Consider the following 26,619-nt stretch of genomic DNA (forward strand, 5'->3'; position numbering starts at 1 on the left):
CAGTCCGCCAAGCTGGCGCGCACCCCACTACAATTATCCCTCCTTTAGACAGCCACGCGACGATCATCATGCGCACCGATACGCCGGTCACTATCCAGCGGCAGGACTACACGCCCTACCCGTACGCCATCCCAGACGTCACCCTCGCGTTCGACCTCGATCCGGCTGACACCCGCGTGCGTCTGACCATGCACATCGCACGGCAAGCCGACGCCGCAGCCGGGGCGCCGTTGGTGCTCAACGGCGAGAGCCTCAGCCTCGAGAGCATCAGTGTCGACGGCCGGCCTCTTGCCGAAACCGAATACCAGCTCAACGCGTCCACACTCACACTTCTCGACCTGCCGGACGTGGCCGAGATCGAGATCGTCAGCCACTGCAAGCCGGATGCCAACTCCACGCTGATGGGCCTGTATGTGTCGGGGGGCAGTTTCTTCACGCAATGCGAGGCGGAAGGATTTCGCCGCATTACTTGGTTCGCCGACCGGCCCGACGTCATGTCGCGCTATCGCGTGATCGTGCGCGCGCCCAAGACTTATGCGCATCTGCTGTCCAACGGCAATCTGATCGCCAGCCGCGACATCGACGCTGAGCGCCACGAAGCGATCTGGGAAGATCCGTTCCCCAAGCCTTGCTATTTGTTTGCGCTCGTCGCCGGCACATTCACCAAGCGCGAATGCACCACGCAAACGCAATCTGGCCGGTCGGTGCTGCTGCAGGTGTACAGCGATCCCGGCAGCGAGAACCGAACGCAGTGGGCCCTCGAGTCGCTGGAACGCGCGCTGAAGTGGGATGAAGTGCGTTTTGGGCTGGAGCTCGACCTGGATCGCTTCATGATCGTCGCTGTGCGCGACTTCAATATGGGCGCCATGGAGAACAAGGGGCTGAACGTATTCAATGCGGCCTACGTACTCGCCGACCCGCACACCGCGACCGACACCAATTACGAAGCGATCGAGTCCGTCATCGGACACGAGTATTTTCATAACTGGACCGGCAATCGCGTGACCTGCCGGGACTGGTTTCAATTGAGCCTGAAGGAAGGCCTCACTGTATTCCGCGATCAGGAATTCAGCGCCGACATGATGGCGGCTGACATGGACGACGCGGCTGCCGTGAGCGCGCGCGCCGTCAAGCGCATCGACGATGTGGTGACCTTGCGCGCGGCGCAGTTCCCCGAAGACAGCGGTCCGATGGCGCACCCCATTCGTCCCGAAAGCTTCCAGGAAATCGGCAACTTCTATACCGCCACCGTGTACGACAAAGGCGCAGAAGTGATCCGCATGCAGCACACGCTGCTGGGCGAAGCCGGTTTTCGCGCCGGGATGGACGAGTACTTCCGCCGCCACGACGGCCAGGCCGTCACATGCGACGACTTCGTCGATGCCATGGAATCGGTCTATCGCACCCAACATCCCAAACGCAACTTCGATGTTTTCCGCCGCTGGTATCGCCAGGCCGGCACACCGCGCGTTGCCGTCACGCTCGATTACGATGCCACCGCACGCCGCTGCACCGTCACGCTGGCGCAACATTGCGCTCCGGTCGGCGTTGAAAAGCGCATGCAACCGGCTGCCGAAAAACTGCCGTTCCACATCCCTGTCTCGATCGGCTTGCTGGATCGCACCGGCGCACCGCTCAAGCTGTCGTTCGAAGGCGGCGAGCACGACACCGTCGTGCTCGAACTCACCGAAGCCCGCCAGCAGTGGACGTTCGAGAACATCGACGCCCAACCGGTGCCGTCGTTGCTGCGCGACTTCTCGGCCCCGGTCGTGATCGACTACGCCTGGCAGGAAGACGAACTGGCGTTGCTGTCGGCCCACGACACCAATCCGTTTGCGCGGTGGGAAGCGGGCCAGGAGTTGGCGTCGCGTCAAATCCTCGCAGTCGCCGCCCAGCACGCCACGGGCACCCAGGCCGCGCTGTCGGATGCGTTCGTCGCCGCCTGGCGCGCCTTGCTGTCCGACACGGCCCTGGACGCCGCCTATCAGGCGCGGGCCCTGGCGTTGCCCTCTGAAAAGACGTTGGCTGAACGCATGTCGCCGATCGATCCACCGGCGCTGGCCGCCGCTCGCGACGCCGTTCGCGACATGTTGGGCCGCACGCTGCGCCCGGACTGGCAAGCGGCATGGGATCGCTCGCAAACGCCCGGCGACTACAGCCCGGCCCCGGTGCCCGCCGGCAAACGAGCCTTGAAGAATCTGGCCCTCACGTATCTGCTCGCCGGCGGCGACGCCGCGGCTGCCGATGCCGCACGCGCGCAATATGCAAACGCCGACAACATGACCGACAGCCTGGCCGCTCTGGGCGCGCTGGTCAGTTATGCGGGTGATGATGCCCGCACGCAGACGGCACTCGACGCGTTCTACACGCGTTGGGCCGAGGATCCGCTGGTCGTGGACAAGTGGTTTGCGCTGCAGGCGACTGCCCGCACGACGACAGTGGACACCATGCGCACGCTGATGCAGCATCCTGCTTTCACGTTACGCAATCCCAATCGCGCACGGGCATTGATTTTTCAGTTTTGTCTGAACAATGCGCGTGGGTTGCATCGCGCCGACGGGGTAGGCTATGCGTTCTGGGCCGAACAAGTACTCGCCCTGAATGCCATCAATCCGGAAATCGCCGCTCGTCTGGCACGTGCGCTCGATAGCTGGGCACGCTTCACGCCGGCATTGCGCGACCCGATGCAACACGCACTGACGAGCATTCGCGCCCATCCGGGGTTGTCGCGCAATGTTCAAGAAATCGTATCCAAGGCCTTGGATCTGGCCGCCTGATTAACTTTCGCCTCCAGGAGAGCGTTTTGACACGCAAGACTCTGACTCAGTATCTCGTAGAACAACAGCGCGAAAGCGGTACCGTTGCCCCCGAAGTTCGTTTGCTTATCGAAGTGGTAGCGCGCGCGTGCAAGGCCATTGGCCACGCCGTGGGCAAAGGCGCTTTGGGCGGCGTGCTCGGCAGCCTTGAAAGCGAAAACGTGCAAGGTGAAGTGCAGAAGAAACTGGACGTGATGTCCAACGACATTCTGCTCGAAGCCAACGAATGGGGCGGCCACCTGGCCGCCATGGCGTCGGAAGAGATGGAGACCATCCATCCGATTCCCAACCGCTACCCGAAGGGCGAATATCTGCTGTTGTTCGACCCCCTCGACGGCTCGTCCAACATCGATGTGAACGTCTCGATCGGCACGATCTTTTCGGTGCTGAAAGCGCCGCACAAAGAAGGCGGCCAAGCCGTCACCGAGGCCGACTTCCTGCAACCCGGAAGTAGCCAGGTCGTGGCCGGCTACGCCGTGTATGGCCCGCAGACGATGCTGGTGCTGACGGTGGGCGCGGGCGTGGCGGTGTTCACGCTGGATCGCGAGCAAGGCGCGTGGGTGTTGACCAACGACAATCTCCAGATCCCCGCCGATACCAAGGAGTTCTCGATCAATATGTCGAACATGCGCCACTGGGATACCCCCGTGAAACGCTACATCGACGATTGCCTGGCCGGTGAAGAAGGTCCGCTCGCCAAGAACTACAACATGCGCTGGATCGCTTCGATGGTCGCCGACGTGCATCGTCTGCTCACCCGCGGCGGCATTTTCATGTACCCCTGGGACAAGCGCGAGCCGAACAAACCCGGCAAGCTGCGTCTGATGTACGAAGCGAATCCCATGTCGTTCATCGTCGAACAGGCCGGTGGCCGTGCCATCACGGGCACCGAACGCATCATGGACATTCAGCCCGACCAACTGCACCAACGCGTGAGCGTGGTGCTGGGATCGCGCAATGAAGTGGATCGTGTGAAATCGTACTTCGACGCCAAGTAATGGCGGGTGCGGCGCCGAGCGAGAATGGCATCGGCACCGCATCGCGCCTTGTCCGGTGCGGGGTGCGCGCCGGTCAGCGCGGCGTAGGTCGTGATACCGCACCGCGACATTCGACGGTTAGCGCAGCAGGTTTCTTCATTCAGCACCGGATAGAAAAAGGGGCATCGCAAGCGATGCCCCTTCTCTTTCCTATCTCACTTCAATCCAGCGTGAAGATCGTCGCACCGGTGGTCTTTCGACCGGCCAAGGCGGTTTGCGCCTCGGCGACCTGATCCAGCGTGTAGCGCTGATCGATGCGCATCTTGATCTTTTTCTTGGCGACCAGGTCGAACAACTCGTCTGCCGCAGCCGTCAGCTTTTCGTGCGTATCCACATGCAGGCCAAGTGAAGGACGCGTCACGTACAGGCAGCCCTTCTTGTTCAGGATGCCGATGTCCACGCCCGTCACCGAACCCGACGCATTGCCGAAGCTCACCATCAGGCCGCGCGGCGCGAGGCAGTCGAGCGAGGTTTCCCACGTGTCCTTGCCCACGCCGTCGTACACCACCGGCACTTTCTTGCCGCCGGTGAGTTCGAGCACGCGCTCGGCCACGTTTTCGTGCGAGTAATCGATGGTTTCCCAGGCCCCGTGCTCACGCGCAAGCGCAGCCTTTTCCGGGCTGGACACCGTACCGATGAGCTTCACACCCAGCGCCCGCGCCCATTGGCAGGCGATCAGGCCGACACCGCCGGCCGCGGCATGGAACAGAATGGTTTCGCCGCCCTGCAGGCGATAGGTTTGGCGGAACAGATACTGCACCGTCAACCCTTTGAGCATCATCGCTGCCGCGTCATCGAAAGCGATACCCTTGGGCAGCTTTACGACCAGGCGCGCCGGCACGTTGTGATACTCGGCGTAGGCACCGATCGGGCTCTGGCCGTAAGCCACGCGATCGCCCTTCTTGAAGCCTTTGACGTTGGCCCCCACGGCGTCCACTACACCGGCACCTTCAAAGCCCAGACCGTGCGGCAAAGGGCTCGGATACAAGCCGGTGCGGTAATAGATGTCGATGAAGTTGAGCCCGATCGCATGCTGGCGCACCGTCACGTCGTCAGGGCCGGGGGTAGGCCGCTCGACCTCCTGCACCTTCAGCACTTCGGGGCCGCCGTGTTCGGTAATGCGGACTGCCTTCATAAGGGTATTCGTCATTTCTTCTGTCCTGTTGAAGTGTCGGTTACGCCGTTCGTTTTGACGTCAGTACGAAAATACCGATGAGCACGAGCGCCGTACCGGCGAGTTGCAAAATCGTGATGGGTTCATCCAGCAACCATGCTGCCAGAAATAATACGGACACCGGTCCGATCATGCCCAGTTGCGCGGCCAAAGGCGCCCCCACGCGCTCGACCGCCCACATGATCATGAAGACGGGCAATACGGTGTTGAGGGTGCCGTGAATGAAAGACAAACCATAAACGCCCATCGGTTGCACGAGCACATTAACCGGATGGACGACAAGGAATTGCAGGATGCAGGCGATGCTGGACACCGACATCGCATAGGCAACGAGCCGCGTGGCACCCACGCGCTTGATCAACTCACCCGATGCGATCAGATAGACGGCATAGGACATTGCCGAGCAGAGCACGAAAAACGAGCCCAGCATGACGGCATCGCCCCCGAGCGACAGGTCGCGCCAGAACACCAGCACCACGCCTGCGTAGGACAGCACCATCGCCCACCACTGCTGCCGGGAAATCGTTCGCTTGAGCACCACGGCCGACAACAACAGCACGAAGGTCGGCGACAGAAAAAGAATCAGGCGTTCGAGACTGGCGGTGATATAGCGCAGCCCGAGGAAATCGAGAAAGCTTGACAGGTAATAACCGATGAGCCCCAGCACGACCACCTGGCAGGCATCCCGCCCGCTCAAGGCCTGCAGTTGCCCGCGCGCGGCCAGCCGCGATTGTTGCCAGGCGATGAGCGCAAAGAACGGCAACGCGAAGAGCATGCGAAACGCGATCAGCGTTACGGCATCGATACCGTAGCGATACGTGAGCTTGACGACGACGGCCTTGGCCGAAAACAGCACCGCGCCCAGCATGGCTAAAGCAAAGCCGGTTGCGCGCGGATAAGCAGAGACGTCCCAGCGGAACGGGCTTGATGCATTCATGTTCGGCATTGTATGGGGTAAGGCTTTAACATGGCACCCCCGCGCCCGCCGCCGACCCTCGATACTCGCCGCTACCGGCGAATTGCCGCACCCGCATGACTGATTCCCGCGCCCTGCTGTCTTTGCATCTCACTGCCGTGTTGTTCGGCCTGACCGGCGTGCTCGGTCATGTGATCAACGCCGACGCGGCGCAGATCACCTTCTGGCGGGCCGCGTTTGCAGTGGCCGCCCTCCTCGTCGCGCTGCGCCTGGGCAAGCGCGCGATGCTGTTTCGCATTACTCGCCGGCAGCTGGTCGCGGTGGTGCTGTCGGGCATCATGCTGGCCACGCATTGGCTCACATTCTTCATTTCGGTAAAGGTTGCCGGCATTGCGATCGCCACACTTGGCTTCACCAGCTTTCCAGCCTTCATCACGCTCTTCGAAGCAGTGCTCTTTCGCGAACGCGTGCGGCTGCCCGAGTGGGGCATGGTGGCATTGGTCAGCCTCGGGCTGATACTGCTGACGCCGGCTTTCGATCTGGCCGACAGCGGCACGGTAGGGTTGCTGTGGGGCCTGGCCTCAGGTGCAAGCTTCGGCATGCTTGCCGTGATCAATCGGCATGCTGGCGATGGCCTGGGTGCGCTTGAAATGGCCTGCGGCCAGAACCTCGTGGTCGCGCTGGTCACGGCACCGTTCGCCCTTGGGGCGTCGACGGCGCTGGGCACAGCCGACTGGCTGGGCGTGGCAGCGCTGGGCATTCTCTGCACAGGGTTGGCGCACACGCTCTTCGTCTCGAGCCTGGAATACATCAGCGCCCGACGTGCCGGCCTGATCATCGCCCTCGAGCCGCTTTACGCCATCGCGTTCGCCTGGCTGTTGTTCGGCGATGTGCCGGGGTGGCGCGTGGCCATGGGCGCGGCGTGCATCGTGGGCGCCATCGCGTGGTCCGCCAGTTACGAAAAGCGGCCGGCCGGCCCGCCGGCCACACCGATCTAGGCAGGGCTTGCATTTAACTGCCCAGGCAGTAAAATCACTTCACCATGACCTTGCCTTCCCCATCCGACGCTGCTGCGGCAGCCTCCTCTACGTTGTCCGACGTGGTGGTGCACTATCGCGCGTCCGGCCCCGGTCTGACCGACAACAATGTGGGCTACATGATCAAGCAGGTGTATCAGTCGCTCAATCGCGTGCTGGATCAGGACATGGCCCCCCTTGGGCTGACGGCCATGCAATGGCGGCCGGTGGCGTGCCTGGCGAAAGGCCACGCCAGCACCTCCGTGGAGCTGGCCCGCATCCTCGCCGTGGATTCCGGCGCGATGACGCGCACGCTCGATCGCCTTGAAGCCAAAGGGCTGCTGGTGCGTACGCGCAGCAAGGAAGATCGCCGCGTCGTCGATATCGAGCTCACGGCAGAGGGGCAGCGCACAGCCAAGGAAATACCGGCGCGCATCGCCCGCGCGCTCAATCATTATCTGCGTGGATTCTCGTCCGATGAGGTCGACATGCTCTCGCATTTTCTGCAACGCATGCTGGCCAACGGCTCGATCGCGCCCTCGAATGCGCCCCCCGGCAAGGCACCGGACACCTGACGTTTCCAACCGGACGCCTTGACGAGCGACCCTATTTTTTTACCATTTAGCTGCCTAGGCAGATACAGTTCAGTCAATTACTTTAAGCTTCCTGTAAGCATGCAAAAACTTCCGATAGCGCTTTTGTTGTGTGCCATCCTGGCAGGCTGCGCGCCGATGCGCGATGGCCCCGCGCCCACAACGCGAATCGACGGTGCGCAAGTCGATCTGGTCGATACCGCCATCACGTGGCCGGCCGACACTTGGTGGACCCGATATGGCGATCCCCAGTTGAACGCTCTGGTGGAGGAGGCACTGCGCAATAGCCCGTCGCTCAGCCGGGCGCAGGCGCGCCTGGCGCAAGCCAATGCCGCAGTGGGCTCGGCACGTTCGGCCTTGCTGCCCAGTGTGGCCGCCGACTATCAACTGACGCGCCAGCGGCTTTCGGAAAACTACATCTATCCTGCACCGCTGGCCGGTTCCATCACCACCGACCAACGCCTGGCACTCGACTTTTCGTATGAAATTGATTTCTGGGGCAAGAACCGAAGCGCCTTCGACGCCGCCATCGCGGGCCAGCAAGCTAGCGCTGCCGATGCCCAGGCCGCACGCGTGGTGCTCACGGGCGGCGTGGTACAGGCCTACCTGAACCTGCAGAACGCTTTCGCCCAGCACGCGGTACTGACCGACATCATCAAGCAGAACAGCGAAGTGCTGGACATCACGCGCAACCGGTTCACCAACGGCCTGGATACGCAGGTCGAGGTGCGTCAGGCGGAGTCGCAACTGGCGGCGACGCGTGTGGAGCAGACGCAGGCTGAAACGCGCATTGCGCAATTGCGCAATCAAGTCGCCGCACTCACCGGCGCGGGCCCTTCGCGCGGTGCCGCATTGATGCCCGCGCAACTGACCCGGCCCGCCGGCGTCTTGCCCACCCAGCTGCCACTCGAACTGCTGGGCCGCCGCCCCGAGATCGTGGCCGCGCGCTGGCGGGCCGAAGCGGCCACCAAGAATATCGATGTCGCGAAAGCCCTGTTTTTCCCGAACGTCGATCTCACCGCTTTTGTCGGATTTCAAGCCTTGGGTCTGCACAACCTGCTGCAGGGCAGCAGCCGTGCAGCAGGCGTAGGCCCCGCCATTACCTTGCCGATTTTCCAAGGAGGCGCGTTGAATGCCAACCTGGCCGGCCAACGCGCAGCGGCCGACGAAGCCACCGCCGACTACAACGAGGCAGTGGTGAATGCGGTCAACCAAGTGGCCGACGCGCTCGATGCCTTGCGCTTGCTCGACCACGAGCGCGAGGCACAGACGCAAGCCCGCACGGCCATCGACGCGGCCTACGCCCTGGCGCGCGATCGCTATCGTGCCGGGCTTGGCAACTACCTGGTCGTCCTGATCGCTCAAAACAGCGTGATGACACAAGCCTTGCGCGATACCGACCTGCGCATGCGCGCGTATCTGCTCGATGCCCAACTGGCACGTGCTCTGGGCGGCGGCTACGCCACGCCTTCCGGCACCGTTGCTACCCGCCCTGCCCCCCTTTCGGCCGACGCGTCTTCCGCGTCGACCCGCTGATTCATTCCGGACGTGATTCATGGCTGACTCCAAGACTCCCAATCCCCGCCGCAAGCGCCTGTTGCTGATCGCCGCCGGCGTTTTCCTCCTGATTGCCGTGCTGTGGGCCATCTGGTATTTCATCTACGGCGCCAACAAGGAAAGCACCGAAGATGCGTATGTGCACGGCAATCTGGTGCAGATCACATCGCAAGTGCCCGGAACCGTGATCGCCATCGAGGCCGACGACACCGATATGGTCAAGGCTGGGCAACCGCTGGTGAAACTCGACCCCGCCGACGCGCAGATTGCTTTGATGCAGGCCGAGGCGCAATTGGCCCAGACGGTGCGCCAGACCCGCACCCTGTATGTGCAGAACGATTCGCTTACGGCCGACACCAATGTGCGGTCGGCCGAAATCGTGCGCGCGGAAGCAGACGTCGCCCGGACGCAGAGCGACCTGCAACGCCGGCAAGCGCTGGCCAAGTCCGGCGGCGTAAGCGGCGAAGAACTGCTGCACGCGCAAACGGCCTACAAGACGGCGCAATCGAATCTCGCGCAGGCTCGTGCGGCCCTGGCCGGCTCGCGCGCCAAGGCGCAGACCAATCGTGCACTGACGGAAGGCACCACGGTGGAAAACCACCCCGATGTGCTGCGCGCCGCCGCCAATCTGCGATCGGTATGGTTGGCCGGCTCGCGCAATACCTTGCCCGCCCCCGTGGACGGCATGGTCGCACGCCGCAGCGCGCAGGTCGGCCAGCGCATCGCCCCGGGCACGCCCCTGATGACCGTGGTGCCGCTGGATCAAGTGTGGGTGGAAGCAAACTTCAAGGAAGGCCAGTTGCGCGACATGCGCGTCGGTCAACCCGTCATCCTTCATGCCGATCTGTACGGCGGCGATGTGGTGTATCACGGCAAGGTCGCCGGGCTGGATGCCGGCACCGGCAGCGCGTTCGCCTTGTTGCCCGCTCAAAACGCCACGGGCAACTGGATCAAGGTCGTGCAACGTGTGCCGGTACGCATCGCACTCGATCCGCAAGAGCTGGCCAAGCGCCCGTTGCGGGTGGGGCTGTCGATGAGCGTTGAAGTCGATCTGGGCACCCCGCAAGGTGAACCGGTCACCACCACGCATGCACAAACCGGTATGTCCACAAGCGCCTTCGACCCGGCCCACGGCGAAGCCGATGCCCTCATCCAACGTATCGTTCGAGAAAACCTGGCGTCATGAGCACCGCCCCCGCCGACACGGCCGCCCCCTCTCCGGCAGCCCCTTCTCCGGCCGCGCCGAAAGCCTATCCGCCGCTCGAAGGCGCCGTGCGCGTGCTCGGCTCGATTGCCTTGTCGTGCGCGGTGTTCATGAACGTGCTGGACACCTCCATTGCGAACGTGTCCATCCCGACCATCTCCGGCGATCTCGGCGTGAGCACGAGCCAGGGCACCTGGGTCATCACCTCGTTTGCGGTGGCCAATGCCATCACCGTGCCGCTCACAGGCTGGCTGACGCAGCGCTTCGGCCAGGTCCGGCTGTTTCTCACGTCTACGCTGCTGTTCGTGCTGGCCTCATGGTTGTGCGGTTTCGCCCCCACGCTCGAAATGCTCATCGGCTTTCGCGTGCTGCAGGGCGCCGTGGCAGGCCCGATGATTCCGCTATCGCAAACGCTGATGCTTGCGAGCTTTCCGAAGGAGAAGGCCGGCATGGCCTTGGCCATCTGGGCGATGACGACCCTGGTGGCGCCGGTCGCCGGCCCTTTGTTGGGCGGCTACATCTCGGATAACTACAGTTGGCCGTGGATCTTCTATATCAACATCCCGGTCGGCATGCTCGCCGCCTATGTGAGCTGGCGCATCTACCGGGATCGCGAGTCGGTCACGCGTAATCTGCCCATCGATAAGCTCGGCCTGGTGATGCTCGTGGTGTGGGTGGGTGCGCTGCAGATCATGCTCGACAAGGGCAAGGAGCTCGACTGGTTTGCCAGCCCCACCATCGTTGCCCTGGCCGCGATCGCGTTTGTCACGTTCGTGTTCTTCATTATCTGGGAGCTGACCGACGCGCATCCGGTGGTCGATCTGCGGCTCTTCGCCGGTCGCAACTTCACGATCGGCGCCGTCACCCTGGCCGTGGCGTATGGCGTTTTCTTCGGCACGGTCGTGTTGCTGCCGTTGTGGCTGCAAAGCACGATGGGCTATACCGCCACGGATGCCGGCCTGGTCACCGCGCCGATCGGACTGCTGGCGATCGTGCTCACGCCGATCGTCGGCAAATTGCTGTCCAAGCACGATCCACGCATTTTCGTGACGGGCGCATTCCTGATCTTTGCGCTGGTCTGCTACATGCGTTCCGGCTTCAGCACGGATGTGGACATGCGTACGTTGATGATTCCTACGATCATCCAAGGCGCGGCCATGGCGGCGTTTTTCGTGCCGCTCACCTCGATCACGTTGTCGGGCCTGGCACCGAACGTGATTCCGGCGGCGTCTGGGTTATCGAACTTCCTTCGCCTGACCGCAGGCGCCTTCGGCACCTCGATCGCCACCACGATGTGGGAAAACCGCGCCACGATGCATCATGCGCAGTTGACGGAGATCGCGCATCCCGGCGCGGCCGCCTTCGACCACACGATGAGCGTGCTGCAAGCGGCGGGCATGTCGCAGGATCAGGCGCTGGCGTCGATCGATCGGCTGATCGATACGCAGGCGTTCACGATTTCAGCGATCGATATTTTCTGGGCCTCGGCAGGGATTTTCCTGTTGCTTACCGGTCTGGTGTGGGTGGCACGACCGGTGAAGGCCAAAGGCGAAGGCGCGGCCGAAGCGGCGGCTGGAGCGCACTAATGCTGGGGCGCACTCATAACTGCGGCACGTTAATGGCCCGGACACGTTGAAAGACGGCGGTGGTTCGATGCCACCGCCGTTTGATTGCCTGACGGTCTGGACGTTGCGCCGGTCGCGCTATTTTCGGCGACTGCCCATCAGCGAGCCCAAAATCCCGCGCGTGAGCTCCCGTGCAATCGAGCGCACCGAGCTCTTGGCCACCGACTGCACCAGGCCGTCGCGACGCCCGCCACGCGGGCCGGTCGAGCCAAACAGCACATCGTTTACCGACGCCATCAATCCACCCTCTTCGGCCGCCGGCTTGGTTGCCGGTGCGGTTTTGCCGGGCCCGGCGCCTTTCTCCTGAGCCCCCGCGGCGGCCGGCGCCTCCACGGCCCGCACCGCCAACTTTTCGTAAGCCGACTCGCGGTCGATCGGCTTGTCGTAACGGCCGCCCAACCCTGAGGCCTGACGCAACGCCTCACGCTCAGGTGCCGTGGCCGGGCCGATGCGGCTGGCGGGCGGCATGATCCAGGCGCGCTGCGTCATGCCAGGCCGGCCCTTCTCATCCAGCAACGACACGAGCGCCTCGCCCACGCCAAGCTCCATGATGGCCGCCACGATGTCCAGATCCGGATTGGGCCGCATGGTTTCGGCCGCCGTCTTCACCGCCTTCTGATCGCGTGGCGTGAACGCACGCAGCGCATGCTGCACTCGATTGCCCAACTGGCCGAGCACGGCGTCGGGGATATCCAGCGGGTTCTGGGTGACGAAATACACGCCGACCGCCTTCGAGCGGATCAGCCGCACCACCTGCTCGATCTTGGTGAGCAACGCTTGTGGCGCGTCGTTGAACAGTAAATGCGCTTCGTCGAAGAAGAACACCAACTTGGGCTTGTCCAGATCGCCCGCCTCCGGCAGGCGCTCATAGAGCTCGGACAACATCCACAGCAGAAACACCGCGTACAGGCGCGGTGCCTGCATCAGCTTGTCGGCCGCGAGGATATTGATCATGCCGCGGCCCTGCGCATCGGTGCGCATCAGGTCGGACACATCCAGCATCGGCTCACCGAAGAATCGCTCGGCGCCCTGGGACTCCAGCGCCAGCAGATTGCGCTGAATCGCACCGATGGACGCCGACGACACATTGCCGTAGCGGGTTTTGAGGCTGGCGGCACGATCGGCCACATCGGCCAGCATCGCGCGCAAATCCTTCATGTCGAGCAGTAGCTGGCCTTCGTCGTCGGCGACCTTGAAGACCAGCGCCAGCACGCCTTCCTGGGTGGGGTTGAGCTCCAGCACGCGCGCCAGCAAGAGCGGCCCCATGTCGGACACGGTTGCCCGCACCGGATGGCCTTGTTCGCCAAACACGTCCCATAGCGTGACCGGACTCGCGCCCCAGGCTGGCGTGGGCAAGCCGAGGCTTGCGAGTCGTGCCGTCATCTTGTCGCTGGGCACGCCGGCCTGCGACACCCCGGTGAGATCGCCTTTGACGTCCGCCATGAAAACCGGCGTACCCAAACGCGAAAACGACTCGGCCAGCACCTGCAGCGTGACCGTTTTGCCCGTGCCCGTGGCACCCGTGATGCACCCATGGCGATTGGCCATCTGCGGCAGCAGCAGGCAAGGGTTTCCCTCGTGGATGGCGATCGCGATCGGCTCGGACATGGGCACTCTCCCAGACAAAGTAGCGGAAGATCAAAGTGTAGAGCCTTGCTCCGCGTTAAAATAGCGTTCTTTGCTTATCCAGAACTCGAGAAGCCATGGCCGGACACAGTAAATGGGCCAATATTCAGCACCGCAAAGGGCGTCAAGACGCCAAGCGCGGCAAGCTGTGGACCAAGATCATTCGTGAAGTCACCGTAGCGGCGCGCGCCGGCGGTCCCGATCCCGACAGCAACCCTGCGTTGCGTCTGGCGTGGGACAAAGCCATGGCGGCCAATATGCCCAAGGACAACGTCCAGCGCGCCATCACGCGCGGCGCAGGCGGCGCCGACGGCGCCGACTATGAGGAAGTGCGCTACGAGGGCTACGGCATCGGCGGCGCAGCTGTCGTGGTCGATTGCATGACCGACAACCGTACCCGTACGGTGGCCGACGTGCGGCACGCCTTCGCCAAGAACGGCGGCAACCTCGGCCAGGAAGGCTCGGTGGCCTTCATGTTCAAGCATTGCGGCCAATTCATTTTCGCGCCCGGCACAGCGGAAGACGCGGTGATGGAAGCCGCGCTCGACGCCGGCGCCGACGATGTCATCACCGATGACGAAGGGGTGATCGAGGTCACGTGCGCGGTGCCTGATTACGCGGCGGTGCGCGACGCGTTCGAAGCCGCCAAGCTCAAGCCCGAAATCGAGGGCATCACCATGAAGCCCCTGAACGAAACCGACCTCGAAGGCGACGACGCGATCCGCATGCAAAAGCTGCTGGATGCACTCGATGCCCTGGATGACGTGTCCGAGGTGTACACCACGGCCGTGATCGACGTCGCCTGATTCTGAACCCTCACATTGTCGAAAATGAAAATTCTGGTCATCGGTTCGGGCGGCCGCGAACATGCCCTCGCCTGGCGCATCGCGAAGTCGCCTCGCGTTCATAAAGTGTTCGTGGCGCCGGGCAACGGGGGCACGCAGCGCGCCGCCAATCTCGAAAACGTCGCGCTCTCTTCGCCCCAGGAACTCGCCGATTTCGCCGTACGCGAAGGCGTGGCACTCACGGTGGTCGGCCCCGAGGCGCCGCTGGCCGCCGGCGTGGTGGATCATTTCCGTAGCCGCGGGCTGAAGATCTTCGGCCCCACCAAGGCCGCCGCGCAGCTCGAAAGTTCGAAAGACTACGCCAAGGCCTTCATGGTGCGGCACCACATTCCCACGGCCGCCTACGGTACGTTCACGGATCCGCAAGCCGCTCACGCCTATATCGATGAGCAAGGCGCCCCGATCGTCGTCAAGGCCGACGGCCTGGCCGCCGGCAAGGGCGTGGTCGTCGCCACGTCGCTCGAAGAAGCCCACGCGGCGGTCGACGCCATGCTGGGCGACGGTTCGCTGGGCGAAGCCGGCGCACGCGTCGTCATCGAAGAATGCCTGGTGGGCGAAGAAGCCAGCTTCATCGTCATGTGCGACGGTCGCCATGTGCTGGCGCTCGCGACCAGCCAGGATCACAAGCGTCTGCAGGATGGCGATCTGGGGCCCAACACCGGCGGCATGGGTGCCTATTCGCCCGCACCCGTGGTCACGCCAGAAATTCACCATCGCATCATGCGCGAAGTGATCCTGCCCACGATGCAAGGCATGTCGCGCGACGGCGTACCCTACACCGGCTTCCTTTATGCCGGCGTCATGATTGCGCCGGGCGACGACCCCGACCGCGCCATCAAGGTGCTCGAATTCAACTGCCGCATGGGCGACCCCGAAACGCAGCCCATCATGATGCGCGTCAAAAGCGACCTGGTGGATGTGCTCGAACACGCCATCGACGGCACGCTGGACCGCGCCGACATTGTGTGGGATCGCCGCACCGCGCTGGGTGTGGTGCTCGCGTCGCACAACTACCCCAATACGCCGCGCACCGGCGACCTGATCGAAGGCCTGCCGGCCGATGCCGATGACTGCATGGTTTTCCATGCAGGGACCACCATGACCGACGGCGCCATCAATACTTCGGGCGGCCGGGTGCTGTGCGTCACGGCGCTGGGCGACTCGGTGCGCATGGCGCGCGAACGCGCGTACGACACGGTCGAACAGGTGCGCTACGACGGCCGCCAGTACCGCAGCGATATCGGCTGGCGCGCCTTGAAGCGCCCACCCGCCAAGAAGTAAGCTTTTTTCAACGCCCAAGCGCGCAGCCCCGGGGCTGCGCGTGGAGACCCGCCCCGCATGACCGCATTGCCTATCGACACCGCCCACGCCTATTTCACCGGCTTGCAAGCTCGTATCGTCGAGGCGCTGGAGCGCGCCGATGGCGGCACGTTCCGCACGGATACCTGGGAACGCCCCGAGGGCGGTGGCGGCATCTCGCGGTTGATCGAAGGCGGCAAGCTGTTCGAACGTGCCGGCGTGCTGTTCAGCCATGTCACCGGCACCAAATTGCCGCCGTCGGCCTCAGCGCACCGTCCGGAACTTGCCGGCCGTGGCTGGGAAGCCATGGGCGTTTCGTTGGTGCTGCATCCGCATAACCCGCATGTGCCCACCACGCACGCCAACGTGCGCATGTTCGTGGCTGCCGCCCCCGAGGGCAGCGGTGAGCAGGACGTGTTCTGGTTTGGCGGCGGCATGGATCTCACGCCCTACTATCCTCACGCAGAAGACGCCGCGCATTTCCATCGCGTCTGCCGCGACGCGCTCGCGCCGCATGGCGAAGACTGCTACCCGCGCTACAAAAAGTGGTGCGACGAGTACTTCTATCTCAAACATCGCAAGGAAACGCGTGGCATCGGCGGCGTTTTTTTCGACGATGTGAGCGAACGCGGGTTCGATGCGTCGTTCGCCATGGTGCGCGACGTCGGCGACGCATTTCTGTCCGCCTACATGCCGATCGTCGAGCGCCGCCGCAGCCTGCCCTACGGCGAACGCGAACGCGACTTCCAGGCCTATCGCCGCGGCCGTTACGTCGAGTTCAATCTGGTCTACGACCGAGGCACGTTGTTCGGCCTGCAATCGGGCGGCCGCACCGAATCGATTTTGCTGTCGATGCCGCCAGTGGCGCGCTGGCGCTACGATTGGCACGCCGAAGCCGGCACGCCCGAGGCCGAACTCAACGCTTACCTGACGCCGCGCGAATGGGTGTGAGCCGTATCGGACTATTGGGCGGAAGCTTCGACCCCATCCATTCCGCCCACATCGCACTGGCACATGCCGCGCACGAAGCCCTGGCCTTGGCAGAAGTGCAATTGTTGCCTGCGGGCGAACCCTGGCAACGCGCGCCGTTGCATGCTTCCCCCGCACACCGGCTCGCCATGGCCGAGCTCGCCACCCAGGATCACCCCGGGTTGAGCGTCAATGCCATTGAAGTGAACCGCCGCGGCCCCACTTATACGGTGGATACCATCCTGGCCCTGCCGCGCGCACAAGCGTACGTCTGGATCATGGGCGCCGACCAATTGGCCAATTTTTGCTCCTGGCGTGCCTGGGAAACGATTGTCGACCGCGTCGATCTCGCGGTCGCCGCTCGCCCGGGCACGCCGCTGAACGCACCCCAGCCGCTCTCGGACCTGATGGTCACACTTGGCCGCACGCTTACCCAGGTGCCGTTTACACCCACACCGGTATCGGGCACCGAAATACGGGCCCGTCTGGCAGCGGGTGACCCCGTTGACGACTGGCTCGACCCCAAAGTCGTGGCCTATATACGCCAACATGGCCTTTACGGCGCATCCGCGCCCGTCTAAACCCCACGCCGCACTGCTTGCGGCGTTATATTACGTCCCATGGATATTACGAAACTGCAACGCGCTATTGTTGACGCTCTCGAAGACGTCAAGGCTCAAGACATCAAGGTCTTCAACACGACGCATCTGACGAGTCTCTTCGATCGCGTCGTCATTGCCAGCGCCACCTCGAACCGGCATACCCGCGCGCTGGCCTCCAGCGTGGCCGATCGCGCCCGAAGCCTCGGCGTACGGGTCATCGCCACCGAAGGCGAAGATACCGGCGAATGGGTTCTCGTCGATCTGGGCGACGTCGTCGTCCACCTGATGCAACCGGTCATTCGCTCGTACTACAACCTCGAAGAGGTCTGGGGCGGCAAGCCGGTACGTCTGAAGCTGTTGCCCGAATCGACCCGGGTGGCCGCCACCGCACCGTCGTTCTCGCACGACGACGAAGCGCAGTAAACGCGCAAGGCTCGTTCGCGCAGTGAAACTCATCGTTATCGCGGTCGGCAACAAGATGCCGGATTGGGTCACCCGCGCCTGGGATGACTATGCCAAGCGCATGCCCCCCGATTGCGCGATCGAATTGCGCGAAATCAAGCCCGAACCCCGCACCAGCGGTAAAACACCGGCCCAGATGATGGCTGCAGAGGCCAAACGCATCGACGCGGCGTTGCCCGGCAACGTCGTGCGTATCGCGCTGGACGAACACGGCAAGGACCTCACGACGATGGGGCTTTCCGAACGTCTGGCGCAATGGCGCGCCGGCGGCGCCGACGTGGCCTTTCTGGTGGGCGGCCCCGACGGCCTGGACAGCGCGCTCAAACAAAGCTGCGCGGGCAGCATCCGGCTCTCCTCACTGACCCTGCCCCACCCCATGGTGCGGGTGGTGCTGGCCGAACAGCTTTACCGGGCGTGGGCCATCCTGGTCAACCATCCGTATCACCGCGCCTGACCGCCCGAGCGGTTGCGGCGCCTCTGCGCGAATCTTGCACGGCACGACGCCTTCCCCTCGGCTCTGCACGGCTTCCTTCTCTTTCCTTTGCACGGCCCCCTCATCATGCCTGCTGACATGCCCTCGCCCAAGCTCTATCTCGCCTCGACCAGCCCGCGCCGGCGCGAGTTGCTGCAGACCATGCAGATTGCATTTTCCGTGCTGGATGTGCCTGCACCGCCGGGCGAGGACGAGCCCCAGCATGCGGGCGAATCGGCACATGACTATGTGTGCCGCACCGCACGCGAGAAAGCCGAGCGTGGCCGCGACTGGGTCATCGCCCAGGCGCTGCCGCGGTTGCCCGTGCTGGGATCGGACACCACGGTCATCCTCGATGGCGATGTGCTCGGCAAACCGGCCGACGATGCCGACGCGCGGCACATGCTTGGCCGCCTGTCGGGTCGCACCCATGAGGTCAAAACCGCTGTGGCAATATGGGTGCCGCATCGCGATGCGGTGTGGGAGGTGGTGGCGACCACTGCCGTAACGTTTCGCGACCTCAGTGCGGATGACATCGCACGCTATTGCGCCAGCGGCGAGCCTTTCGGCAAGGCCGGCGCGTACGGCATCCAGGGCCTAGCCGGTGCATTCGTCTCGCATCTCTCGGGCACATTCACCGGCGTGATGGGATTGCCGGTATTCGAAACGGCGCAATTGCTCGCACGGGCCGACATCCGGGCTTGAACGCAAAAAAAGGTCGCCCCAGCCTGCACTGGGGCGACCCTTCCTTTTTGGGCCGTCACACGCTGAACATCCCTACATTCAGTGCGCGCTACCCGAAGCGGGGGTCAGCGACGCAGGCGGCGTTGCGACCGGATCGGTCATCACTTCGCCAGCCATCGCGCGATCGAGTTGTTCTTTGTCCAACTCACCTTCCCAACGCGCCACCACGATCGATGCCGTAGCGTTGCCGACCAGATTGGTCAACGCGCGGCACTCTGACATGAATCGGTCCACACCCAGGATCAGCGCCATGCCGGCCACGGGCACCGTCGGCACCACCGACAGCGTTGCCGCCAAAGTGATGAACCCTGCGCCCGTTACGCCTGCGGCGCCCTTCGAACTCAACATGGCGACCAGCAACAGCAGGATTTGATCGCCGAGCGACAAGGGGATGTTGCACGCCTGGGCGATGAACAGGGCAGCCATCGTCATGTAGATGTTGGTGCCGTCCAGGTTGAACGAATAACCGGTCGGGACCACCAGGCCCACGACGGACTTCGAGCAGCCGGCGCGCTCCATCTTTTGCATCAAGGTCGGCAATGCCGCCTCGGACGAACTGGTGCCCAGCACGAGCAGCAATTCTTCGCGGATGTAGCGCACCAGACGGATAATCGAAAAACCGTTGTAGCGCGCCACACCACCCAGCACGACCAACACAAACAGGATCGACGTGGCGTAGAACGTGCCCACCAGCATCGCCAGATTGACGACCGACTCGATCCCATATTTGCCGATCGTGAAAGCCATTGCGCCGAATGCGCCGATCGGTGCAAATTTCATCAGCATCGCGACCAGTCGGAACACCGGCGTGGTCACCGCGTTGATCAGATCGAGCACCGGCTTGGCCTTCGGGCCCACCATCGCCAGCGCAATACCGAAGAGCACCGCCACAAACAACACCTGCAGGATGTCACCGGTCACGAACGGGCTGACGAGCGTGGTCGGGATGATGTTCATCAGGAACCCGGTCACGGTGGAATCGTGCGCCTTGGTCACGTACTGCGCCACGGCGCCGCCATCCAGCGACTTCGGATCGATGTTCATGCCGGCGCCCGGCTGCACGATGTGCGAGACGATCATGCCGATGATCAATGCCAACGTCGAAAACGTCAGAAAGTAGATCATGGCCTTGCCGGTCACGCGACCGACCTTCTTCAGGTCGCTCATCGCGGCGATACCCGAGGTCACCGTGAGGAAGATAACCGGTGCGATGATCATCTTGACCAGCTTGATGAAGCCATCGCCCAACGGCTTCATGGCCTCGCCGATTTCCGGCTTGAAATGGCCTAACAGGATGCCGATGATGATCGCGAAGATCACCTGTACGTACAAAATTTTGTACCACTTTTGCGGGCGCGCGGGCGCAGCCATGTCTTTATCGACTTCGATCACTGATGTCCCCTACCGGGTTTTACGTCCGGCGTTGCCAGTTAGCGACTGGCAACGCTGCAACGCTGTTATGAAATGAATGTGCCTGCTCAGGCGAGCCGGCGGTATGCGGCTACAAAAGCAATACGCATGCCAAATTCATTTAAATGTTATTTTCAGCCTAAGCCATTGATTTATATCGCGCTTGTGCGCGCCGCTCGAGGCTCGCTCGGGCCGGCCTGGGCGCAATGCCGCACACGCGGGCGTATCATGTGCGATATTCCGCACAAAAGAGATCGCGCGTGCCGCACCAATTCAGAGCCCTGCCCCTCGCCATGACGCATCGCCAGCGTGGCCTGCTGGCGTTGGCGCTTGTGATCTGTGTGGTGATCACATGGGCGGTCGCCACGGCCAGTGGCCGCTGGGCGGAACGTGAGAGCTTGAACGAACTCGGCGATCGCGCCACCGCCGCAGCGGGATTGAACGTCGCTTTGGTGCGTAACAGCCTGGAAAAATACCGCAGCTTGCCGCTCGTCCTGGCACAGGACGACGACCTGACCGCCGTGCTCAAGAACGAAGATCCGATACGCATCATCCGGCTCGACGAAAAACTTGAATCGCTCGCGACCGCCATCGAAGCGTCGGCCGTGTATCTGCTCGACCGCGAGGGCCGCGCGATCGCCGCGAGCAACTGGCGCGAACCCGCCACCTTCGTCGGCATCGATTACCGCTTTCGTCCCTACTTCCGGCAGGCCTTTGATCTGGGCACGGCGGAGCATTTCGCCCTCGGCACTCGCAGCCATCGCGCGGGCCTCTATCTTTCCCGGCGGGTTCACGACGAAGTCACCGGCGAGGCAATCGGCGTCGTGGTGGTCAAAGTCGATTTTTCCAGTTTGGAAGACGATTGGCGGCGCGCCGGCGTGCCCGTGTTCGTCACCGATGAGCGCGGTATCGTGTTGATCACAAGCGAACGCGAATGGCGTTTCGATGTCTTGCGGCCCTTGCCCGCCGACGTGGCCACCGCCCTGCGCGAGAGCTTGCAATTCGGCAATGCGGCGTTCAACCCGCTTCCGCTGCGCCCTTCGCGCGAACTCAGCACCGAATCCCTCAGCGTGGTGAACGTCACATTGCCGGAGCGCAAGCAAAACGCTGACTACGTGCTGGCGACCCAAGCCATCGACAGCCAGCCCGGTTGGTCGCTACACCTGCTGTCGCCCGCACGCGACGTCATGAACCGGGCAAGCAACGGCGCCGAGCTTGTGGCCACGGCCGTCATGGTGTTGCTGTTGACGGTGAGCGGCCTGATCGCCTGGCGCATGTGGCAAGGCCGGCAGCGGTCGCGTGAACAAGCAGCGATTCGCGAATCGTTGGCCGCACAGGTGGCCGCACGCACCCGGGACCTGAGCCTCGCCAATGAACGCCTCACCGCCGAAGTGGACGAACGCCGCCGCGCCGAAGAGCGGTTGCATCGGACACAGGAAGAACTGGTGCAGGCCAGCCGCCTGGCCCTGCTGGGGCAAGTGACCGCGGGGGTGGCACACGAAATCAATCAGCCGATCGCAGCCATCCGCACGTTTGCCGACAATGCCGCCGTACTGCTGACGCGCGGCCAACCCGACATTGCTCGAGAGAATCTCGCCACGATCGCCAGCCTCACCGATCGTGTGGGGGCCATCACCGGTGAACTTCGGGACTTCTCGCGTAAGCAATCGGTCGGTCGCCCGCTCACGATGATGCCGCTGAGAGACGCGGTCGACGGCGCGATGCTGTTGGTCAATACTCACCGCCAACGACATGCCATCAGCATCGACGTGCAGGATATTGTTCCGTCCATGCAGGTATACGCCGAGCGCATCCGGCTCGAGCAGATTCTCATCAACCTGCTGCAAAATGCCGTCGAAGCGCTCGTTGACCGCGTCGATCCGCATATCTGGTTGCGGATCGCCTACGACGACCGGCAGGTGGTGGTGACGGTCAGCGATAACGGCCCGGGTTTACATCCCGATGTCGTCGATCTCCTGTTCACGCCCTTCACCACGAGCAAACCGCAAGGGCTCGGCTTGGGCTTGGTGATCTCGCGCGATCTCGCACGCGAGTTCGGCGGCGATCTGGTGGGAGGCAATGCGGCTCCCGATGAGGGTCAGTCGAGCATACCGCTGGTACCTCGAGATGCCACAGGTGCCGTCTTTACATTGACGTTGCGACGCATGCCGGCGAGTGAAACATGACCTTGCACTGTTCTACCGCCTCTCCCATGACCGAGTCGCTGATGGCGAGTACGCCTCATTGTGGGGGTGACGTCGCTCAAATAGTGCCAAGTTTGGGCGCTGCCGCTCCTCAAACAAATAATGCGTCGGGGTGCCCATGGCATTCCGGTCGACGCGATCGATTGCGGTACCGTCACCGCACTACCCTACGAAAAATATCGACCCGTCCTGCATTGAATATCGCACTTCTCTGCACTTCTCTTCTGGTGCTTTGGTGAATCATGACCTTCCCCGCTTTTGCCGACCCCACCGATAGTCGGAACGCACCCACACCGCCCACCCGCGTCATCTTCGTCGACGATGACGCCCTCCTGCGCGCGGCCAACCGTCAGTCGCTCACGCTTGCCGGCCATATCGTCGACGCCTACGGCGACGCACGCGAAGCGCTGGCGGCGATCGATAGCGACTTCGGCGGCGTCATCGTCACTGACCTGCGCATGCCCGGCATGGACGGGGTGCAGTTCTTTCATGCGCTGCGCGCGATCGATGCGGACATCCCGGTGATCCTGATCACTGGCCACGGCGATATCGACATGGCTGTGGGCGCCCTGCGCGCCGGCGCGTACGACTTCATCGCTAAACCGTTCGGTGCGGATCGATTACTGGAGGCCGTACGCCGCGCCGCTGAAAAACGCCGATTGGTGCTTGAGAATCGCGAACTGAGACGCGCATCCGAGGCGCTGCCATCGGGTTCGCACGACATGCCGCTGATTGGCGACACCCCCGCCATGCAACGCATCAAGCGCACCTTGCGGCATATTGCAGATGCCGACGTCGACGTGCTGATCGAGGGCGAAACCGGCAGTGGCAAAGAGGTCGTCGCCAATGCGCTGCATCGCCTGAGTCAACGGCGCGATCGGCCCTTCGTGGCCATCAATTGCGGCGCCCTGCCAGAAACGGTGATCGAGAGCGAGCTCTTCGGCCACGAACCCGGCGCATTCACCGGTGCCAACAAACGCCGCGTGGGCCGTATCGAATATGCCAGCGGCGGCACGCTCTTCCTCGATGAAATCGAAAGCATGCCACTCGCGCTTCAGGTGAAACTCCTGCGCGTGCTCGAGACGCGCCAGATCAGTCCGCTGGGGAGCAACGACGTGCGCGATCTGGATCTACGCGTGGTCGCCGCAACAAAGGAAAACCTCGCGGCGCCGGCGATGCGCACGCGCTTTCGCGAAGATCTCTACCATCGCCTGAACGTCGTCACGCTGCGCTTGCCACCGCTGCGCGAACGTCGCGGCGACATCCCCTTGCTCTTCGCACATTACGTAGGCGTGGCGTCGCGACGGTTCAACCGCCCGGTGCCGACGCTGAACGCAAGCATTCAGCAACATCTGGCACAGCATCCCTGGCCCGGTAACGTCCGCGAACTCAATCACTTCGCCGAACGCTTCGTGCTGGACGTGATCGATTGGGAAGAACATGCCGAGGCAGACTCCGGTGCCAACGGCGATCTGCTGCCGCTCCCGCAGCGCGTCGAAAACTACGAAGCCGACGTCATTCGGGAAGCCTTGCGAATCAGTCAAGGCGATGTGCGCACCACCATCGATCGACTCGGTATTCCCCGCAAAACCTTCTACGACAAACTGCAACGTCACAACATCGATCGCGCCGATTTTGTTCCTGAGGCGTAGCGCACGGGGATCGCCCTTCGGTCCTTCAGCGCATGCTGCACGCTGAGGGAGAGGTGCGCATCGGTGCACTTCAAGCGCCGTGTAGCGCTTATGCGGTAATCAGGATGGGTGGATTGGGTTAGGCGATTGGCCTAAGATCATGGGGTGGCTTTCTGAAGCCAGCTTGATGATGGGGGGCTTTCCGGTTAAGACAGCCCTGTAAAAACCTAATAATCGACGAGACAACAATCCCAAAACCATGAAATTTCCACGCTGCGCACTCTCAATCGCCCTGTCACTGTCCCTCGGCGCCGGCGCCGTTGCCGCACAACAAGCACCGGTTCGCGACGAATTCTTCTGGCTTGGCGAAATCAACAAAGCCACCGCGGTCATCAATACCGATGAAGGCTTGCTCGACAAATCGATGGCCCTTCGTGTGGCCGCCGGGGTGGCTAAAGTCATCAAGGACGGTAATCAAGCCGGCGGCAAACGCCCCTCTACGGTTATTACGTTCGAACCGCTGATGATCGACGCCGCCGGTGAAGACGTCACCCTCCTGCATGCGGGCCGCTCCAGTCAGGACATGCACGCCACCTATCGGTCGGCAATTTTGCGCGATGACTTGTTGAGCTTGGCCGAGCAACTCAACGCCACGTCCACGACGCTCGTGAATCTGGCCGACAAGCATGCGGGCACCATCGTTCCCAATTACACGAATGGCGTGGCCGCGCAACCCAATAGCTACGGTCACTACCTCCTCGGCTTCGCTGCCGCACTCGATCGCGATGCACAGCGCATTCGCGAAGCCTACGTACGCGTCGACCGTTCCTCGATGGGAACCACCGTGCTCAACGGGACCAGTTGGCCCCTCAACCGCACGCGTATGGCCAACTACCTCGGCTTCGCCGCCATTGTGGACAATGCCTACGACGCATCGCAGATCTCGTCGGTGGACGAGCCCGTTGAAGCCAGCGCCATCGTCACCAGCGTGGCCTTGCATACCGGCAGCTTCGTTCAAGACGTGATGACGCAATATGCACAGTCACGTCCCTGGATCCTGCTGCAGGAAGGCGGCAGCAATACGTACGTGTCGAGCGCAATGCCGCAAAAGCGCAATCCCGGCTTGCTCAATCGCACGCGTAGCGACGCATCGACCGCGATCTCGCTGGCGCAAGGCGTCGTCTTTCAAGCGCATAACATCACGCCGGGGATGAGCGATCCGAAAGAAGTGAAAGACAACACTGCCATGGTGAAGAGCGGCATCAAGGCGCTTAAAGGCTGGAACACCGTATTGACGCAGATGGTGATCAGTCCGGATCGCGCTCTCGAGGAGCTGAACAACGACTGGACAGCATCGCAGGAACTTGCCGACGTCCTGATGCGCAAGTACAAACTGCCCTTCCGAGTCGGTCATCACTTCGCGTCCAAGGTTGTCGACTACGCCAAGCAAAACGACATCAAGCCGTTGGACTTCCCCTACGCCGAGGCTAAACGCATCTACGCAGAGACGGTCAAGGACTCGCCCTACACCGGCGACTTGCCCATGAGCGAACAAGAGTTTCGCGCCACGCTCGATCCGATCGCCATCATCAAGAACCGCGCATCCGTCGGTGGCCCGCAACCCGCCGAAATGGATCGCATGCTGAAGATTGCCAAGCAAAATATTGCCGATCAAGACGCCTGGATCAAGACGAAGCGCGCAAAGATCAACGACTCGCTCAAGCAGCTCGATAGCGATTTTGAAAAGCTTGTGTCGACCGCTAAATAAAACCTGCGGGCGCTTTCAAGTCAGTGCCCCTCAGCTGAGGTGCGGCTGGTGTATGTGTGCGACGAAAATCAATCACGATGCGCGCTGACAGCATGATTTGAAGACGGCGCTCGCGGTGCTCTTGATAGCAAACAGGCCATCCTTTCAAGGATGGCCTTTTTGATTCACGGGCGTGTTCGACAGCGCGTCAGAGAAGGGCTCGACGTACGCAAGTCGCTGCAACGCTACCTTCTAACTCGGGCTAGGCTAGGCCTGGCCTGGCCAGGTCAGATCAGGTCAGCTCGTTAATTTAGCGAGCAGCTCTTTAGCGCCGTGCCCGTTAATAACACGGGTGACAACGGGCTAACGCGGTTCACGGAGCCGGCTAGCGATGCGTTTCGGCTGCTGTCGGTGGTCGATGCATTCGGCCGGGCTGTCGGTTGCCGCTGCGCTTCAGATTGCCGTTGCGTCGTGAATGGGCCGCAAGCTGCGGCTGCGTATTGATCGCGCTGCAAGCTGCCGCTGCACCTCGGCCGGGCTGCCGGTTACTGCTGCATTTACGTCGCGCAATGGCAAAACCCCGCTGGATTGCTCCAGCGGGGTTTTGGGAATAAAAGCCTGACGATGACCTACTTTCACAGACGTCCGTCCACTATCATCGGCGCAAAGG

General features: G+C 62.7%; 22 protein-coding genes. 17 read left to right on the top strand and 5 right to left on the bottom strand.

The window, feature by feature from the left end:
• Positions 1-68 precede the first annotated feature (68 nt).
• Positions 69-2,777 (top strand): aminopeptidase N, encoded by a 2,709-nt coding sequence (pepN, locus tag EYW45_RS02990; protein WP_161133884.1) that lies wholly within the window; start codon positions 69-71, stop codon positions 2,775-2,777.
• Between the two features lie 26 nt (positions 2,778-2,803).
• Positions 2,804-3,814 (top strand): class 1 fructose-bisphosphatase, encoded by a 1,011-nt coding sequence (locus tag EYW45_RS02995; RefSeq protein WP_161133885.1) that lies wholly within the window; start codon positions 2,804-2,806, stop codon positions 3,812-3,814.
• Positions 3,815-4,013: 199 nt separating this feature from the next.
• Here EYW45_RS02995 and EYW45_RS03000 read toward each other — a convergent pair whose 3' ends face one another.
• On the bottom strand, positions 4,014-5,003 hold the full coding sequence (locus tag EYW45_RS03000) for a quinone oxidoreductase family protein (RefSeq protein ID WP_161133886.1): 990 nt from the start codon (positions 5,001-5,003) through the stop codon (positions 4,014-4,016).
• A 25-nt stretch (positions 5,004-5,028) separates the two neighbouring features.
• On the bottom strand, positions 5,029-5,964 hold the full coding sequence (locus tag EYW45_RS03005) for a DMT family transporter (RefSeq protein WP_161133887.1): 936 nt from the start codon (positions 5,962-5,964) through the stop codon (positions 5,029-5,031).
• 95 nt (positions 5,965-6,059) lie between these two features.
• Here EYW45_RS03005 and EYW45_RS03010 point away from each other — a divergent pair, with 95 nt between their 5' ends.
• The 5 genes from EYW45_RS03010 to EYW45_RS03030 all read left to right on the top strand — a co-directional run bounded on the left by EYW45_RS03010 (position 6,060) and on the right by EYW45_RS03030 (position 11,899).
• Positions 6,060-6,941: a DMT family transporter gene (locus EYW45_RS03010; protein WP_161133888.1), complete on the top strand. Its 882-nt coding sequence runs from the start codon at positions 6,060-6,062 to the stop codon at positions 6,939-6,941.
• Positions 6,942-6,985: 44 nt separating this feature from the next.
• Positions 6,986-7,534: a MarR family winged helix-turn-helix transcriptional regulator gene (locus EYW45_RS03015; protein ID WP_161133889.1), complete on the top strand. Its 549-nt coding sequence runs from the start codon at positions 6,986-6,988 to the stop codon at positions 7,532-7,534.
• A 99-nt stretch (positions 7,535-7,633) separates the two neighbouring features.
• Complete coding sequence (locus EYW45_RS03020; protein WP_161133890.1) at positions 7,634-9,088, top strand: efflux transporter outer membrane subunit; 1,455 nt, start codon at positions 7,634-7,636, stop codon at positions 9,086-9,088.
• 19 nt (positions 9,089-9,107) lie between these two features.
• Positions 9,108-10,295 (top strand): HlyD family secretion protein, encoded by a 1,188-nt coding sequence (locus tag EYW45_RS03025; protein ID WP_161133891.1) that lies wholly within the window; start codon positions 9,108-9,110, stop codon positions 10,293-10,295.
• The gene (locus EYW45_RS03030) at positions 10,292-11,899 is read left to right on the top strand and encodes a DHA2 family efflux MFS transporter permease subunit (RefSeq protein WP_161133892.1); all 1,608 of its coding nucleotides are present in this window, start codon (positions 10,292-10,294) and stop codon (positions 11,897-11,899) included. The genes EYW45_RS03025 and EYW45_RS03030 overlap by 4 nt, the downstream gene beginning before the upstream one ends.
• Positions 11,900-12,016: 117 nt before the next feature.
• On the opposite strand, the gene EYW45_RS03035 is transcribed toward EYW45_RS03030, so the two are convergent.
• The gene (locus tag EYW45_RS03035) at positions 12,017-13,546 is read right to left on the bottom strand and encodes a helicase HerA-like C-terminal domain-containing protein (RefSeq protein WP_161133893.1); all 1,530 of its coding nucleotides are present in this window, start codon (positions 13,544-13,546) and stop codon (positions 12,017-12,019) included.
• Between the two features lie 95 nt (positions 13,547-13,641).
• On the opposite strand from EYW45_RS03035, the gene EYW45_RS03040 reads away from it, so the two are divergent.
• The 7 genes from EYW45_RS03040 to EYW45_RS03070 all read left to right on the top strand — a co-directional run bounded on the left by EYW45_RS03040 (position 13,642) and on the right by EYW45_RS03070 (position 18,918).
• Positions 13,642-14,370 carry a YebC/PmpR family DNA-binding transcriptional regulator gene (locus EYW45_RS03040; RefSeq protein WP_161133894.1) on the top strand — a complete coding sequence of 243 codons (729 nt, stop codon included), beginning with the start codon at positions 13,642-13,644 and terminating at the stop codon, positions 14,368-14,370.
• 24 nt (positions 14,371-14,394) lie between these two features.
• Positions 14,395-15,690: a phosphoribosylamine--glycine ligase gene (gene purD, locus EYW45_RS03045; protein WP_161133895.1), complete on the top strand. Its 1,296-nt coding sequence runs from the start codon at positions 14,395-14,397 to the stop codon at positions 15,688-15,690.
• A 57-nt stretch (positions 15,691-15,747) separates the two neighbouring features.
• Positions 15,748-16,659, top strand: coding sequence for an oxygen-dependent coproporphyrinogen oxidase (gene hemF / locus EYW45_RS03050; RefSeq protein ID WP_161133896.1), 912 nt, complete (start codon positions 15,748-15,750; stop codon positions 16,657-16,659).
• Positions 16,650-17,258 (top strand): nicotinate (nicotinamide) nucleotide adenylyltransferase, encoded by a 609-nt coding sequence (gene nadD, locus EYW45_RS03055; protein WP_202444558.1) that lies wholly within the window; start codon positions 16,650-16,652, stop codon positions 17,256-17,258. The genes hemF and nadD overlap by 10 nt, the downstream gene beginning before the upstream one ends.
• 39 nt (positions 17,259-17,297) lie before the next feature.
• Entirely contained in the window at positions 17,298-17,702 is a 405-nt protein-coding gene (rsfS, locus tag EYW45_RS03060) for a ribosome silencing factor (protein WP_161133898.1), read from the top strand.
• 22 nt (positions 17,703-17,724) lie between these two features.
• Positions 17,725-18,195, top strand: coding sequence for a 23S rRNA (pseudouridine(1915)-N(3))-methyltransferase RlmH (gene rlmH / locus EYW45_RS03065; RefSeq protein ID WP_161133899.1), 471 nt, complete (start codon positions 17,725-17,727; stop codon positions 18,193-18,195).
• A gap of 105 nt (positions 18,196-18,300) precedes the next feature.
• Positions 18,301-18,918 carry a Maf family protein gene (locus tag EYW45_RS03070; protein WP_161133900.1) on the top strand — a complete coding sequence of 206 codons (618 nt, stop codon included), beginning with the start codon at positions 18,301-18,303 and terminating at the stop codon, positions 18,916-18,918.
• A gap of 78 nt (positions 18,919-18,996) precedes the next feature.
• Here EYW45_RS03070 and EYW45_RS03075 read toward each other — a convergent pair whose 3' ends face one another.
• On the bottom strand, positions 18,997-20,328 hold the full coding sequence (locus EYW45_RS03075; RefSeq protein WP_202444573.1) for a dicarboxylate/amino acid:cation symporter: 1,332 nt from the start codon (positions 20,326-20,328) through the stop codon (positions 18,997-18,999).
• Between the two features lie 299 nt (positions 20,329-20,627).
• Here EYW45_RS03075 and EYW45_RS03080 point away from each other — a divergent pair, with 299 nt between their 5' ends.
• The 3 genes from EYW45_RS03080 to EYW45_RS03090 all read left to right on the top strand — a co-directional run bounded on the left by EYW45_RS03080 (position 20,628) and on the right by EYW45_RS03090 (position 25,970).
• On the top strand, positions 20,628-22,553 hold the full coding sequence (locus EYW45_RS03080) for a sensor histidine kinase (protein WP_161133902.1): 1,926 nt from the start codon (positions 20,628-20,630) through the stop codon (positions 22,551-22,553).
• 260 nt (positions 22,554-22,813) lie between these two features.
• Positions 22,814-24,223 (top strand): sigma-54-dependent transcriptional regulator, encoded by a 1,410-nt coding sequence (locus tag EYW45_RS03085; protein ID WP_161133903.1) that lies wholly within the window; start codon positions 22,814-22,816, stop codon positions 24,221-24,223.
• 238 nt (positions 24,224-24,461) lie between these two features.
• Positions 24,462-25,970 carry an argininosuccinate lyase gene (locus EYW45_RS03090; protein ID WP_161133904.1) on the top strand — a complete coding sequence of 503 codons (1,509 nt, stop codon included), beginning with the start codon at positions 24,462-24,464 and terminating at the stop codon, positions 25,968-25,970.
• A gap of 432 nt (positions 25,971-26,402) precedes the next feature.
• Here the strand turns inward: EYW45_RS03090 and EYW45_RS24415 are convergent.
• The coding region (locus EYW45_RS24415) for a hypothetical protein (RefSeq protein ID WP_235938777.1) at positions 26,403-26,619 on the bottom strand (217 nt) is incomplete at its 5' end.

The organism is Schauerella aestuarii (assembly GCF_009866805.1).
Classification (GTDB): Bacteria; Pseudomonadota; Gammaproteobacteria; order Burkholderiales; family Burkholderiaceae_B; genus Schauerella; species Schauerella aestuarii.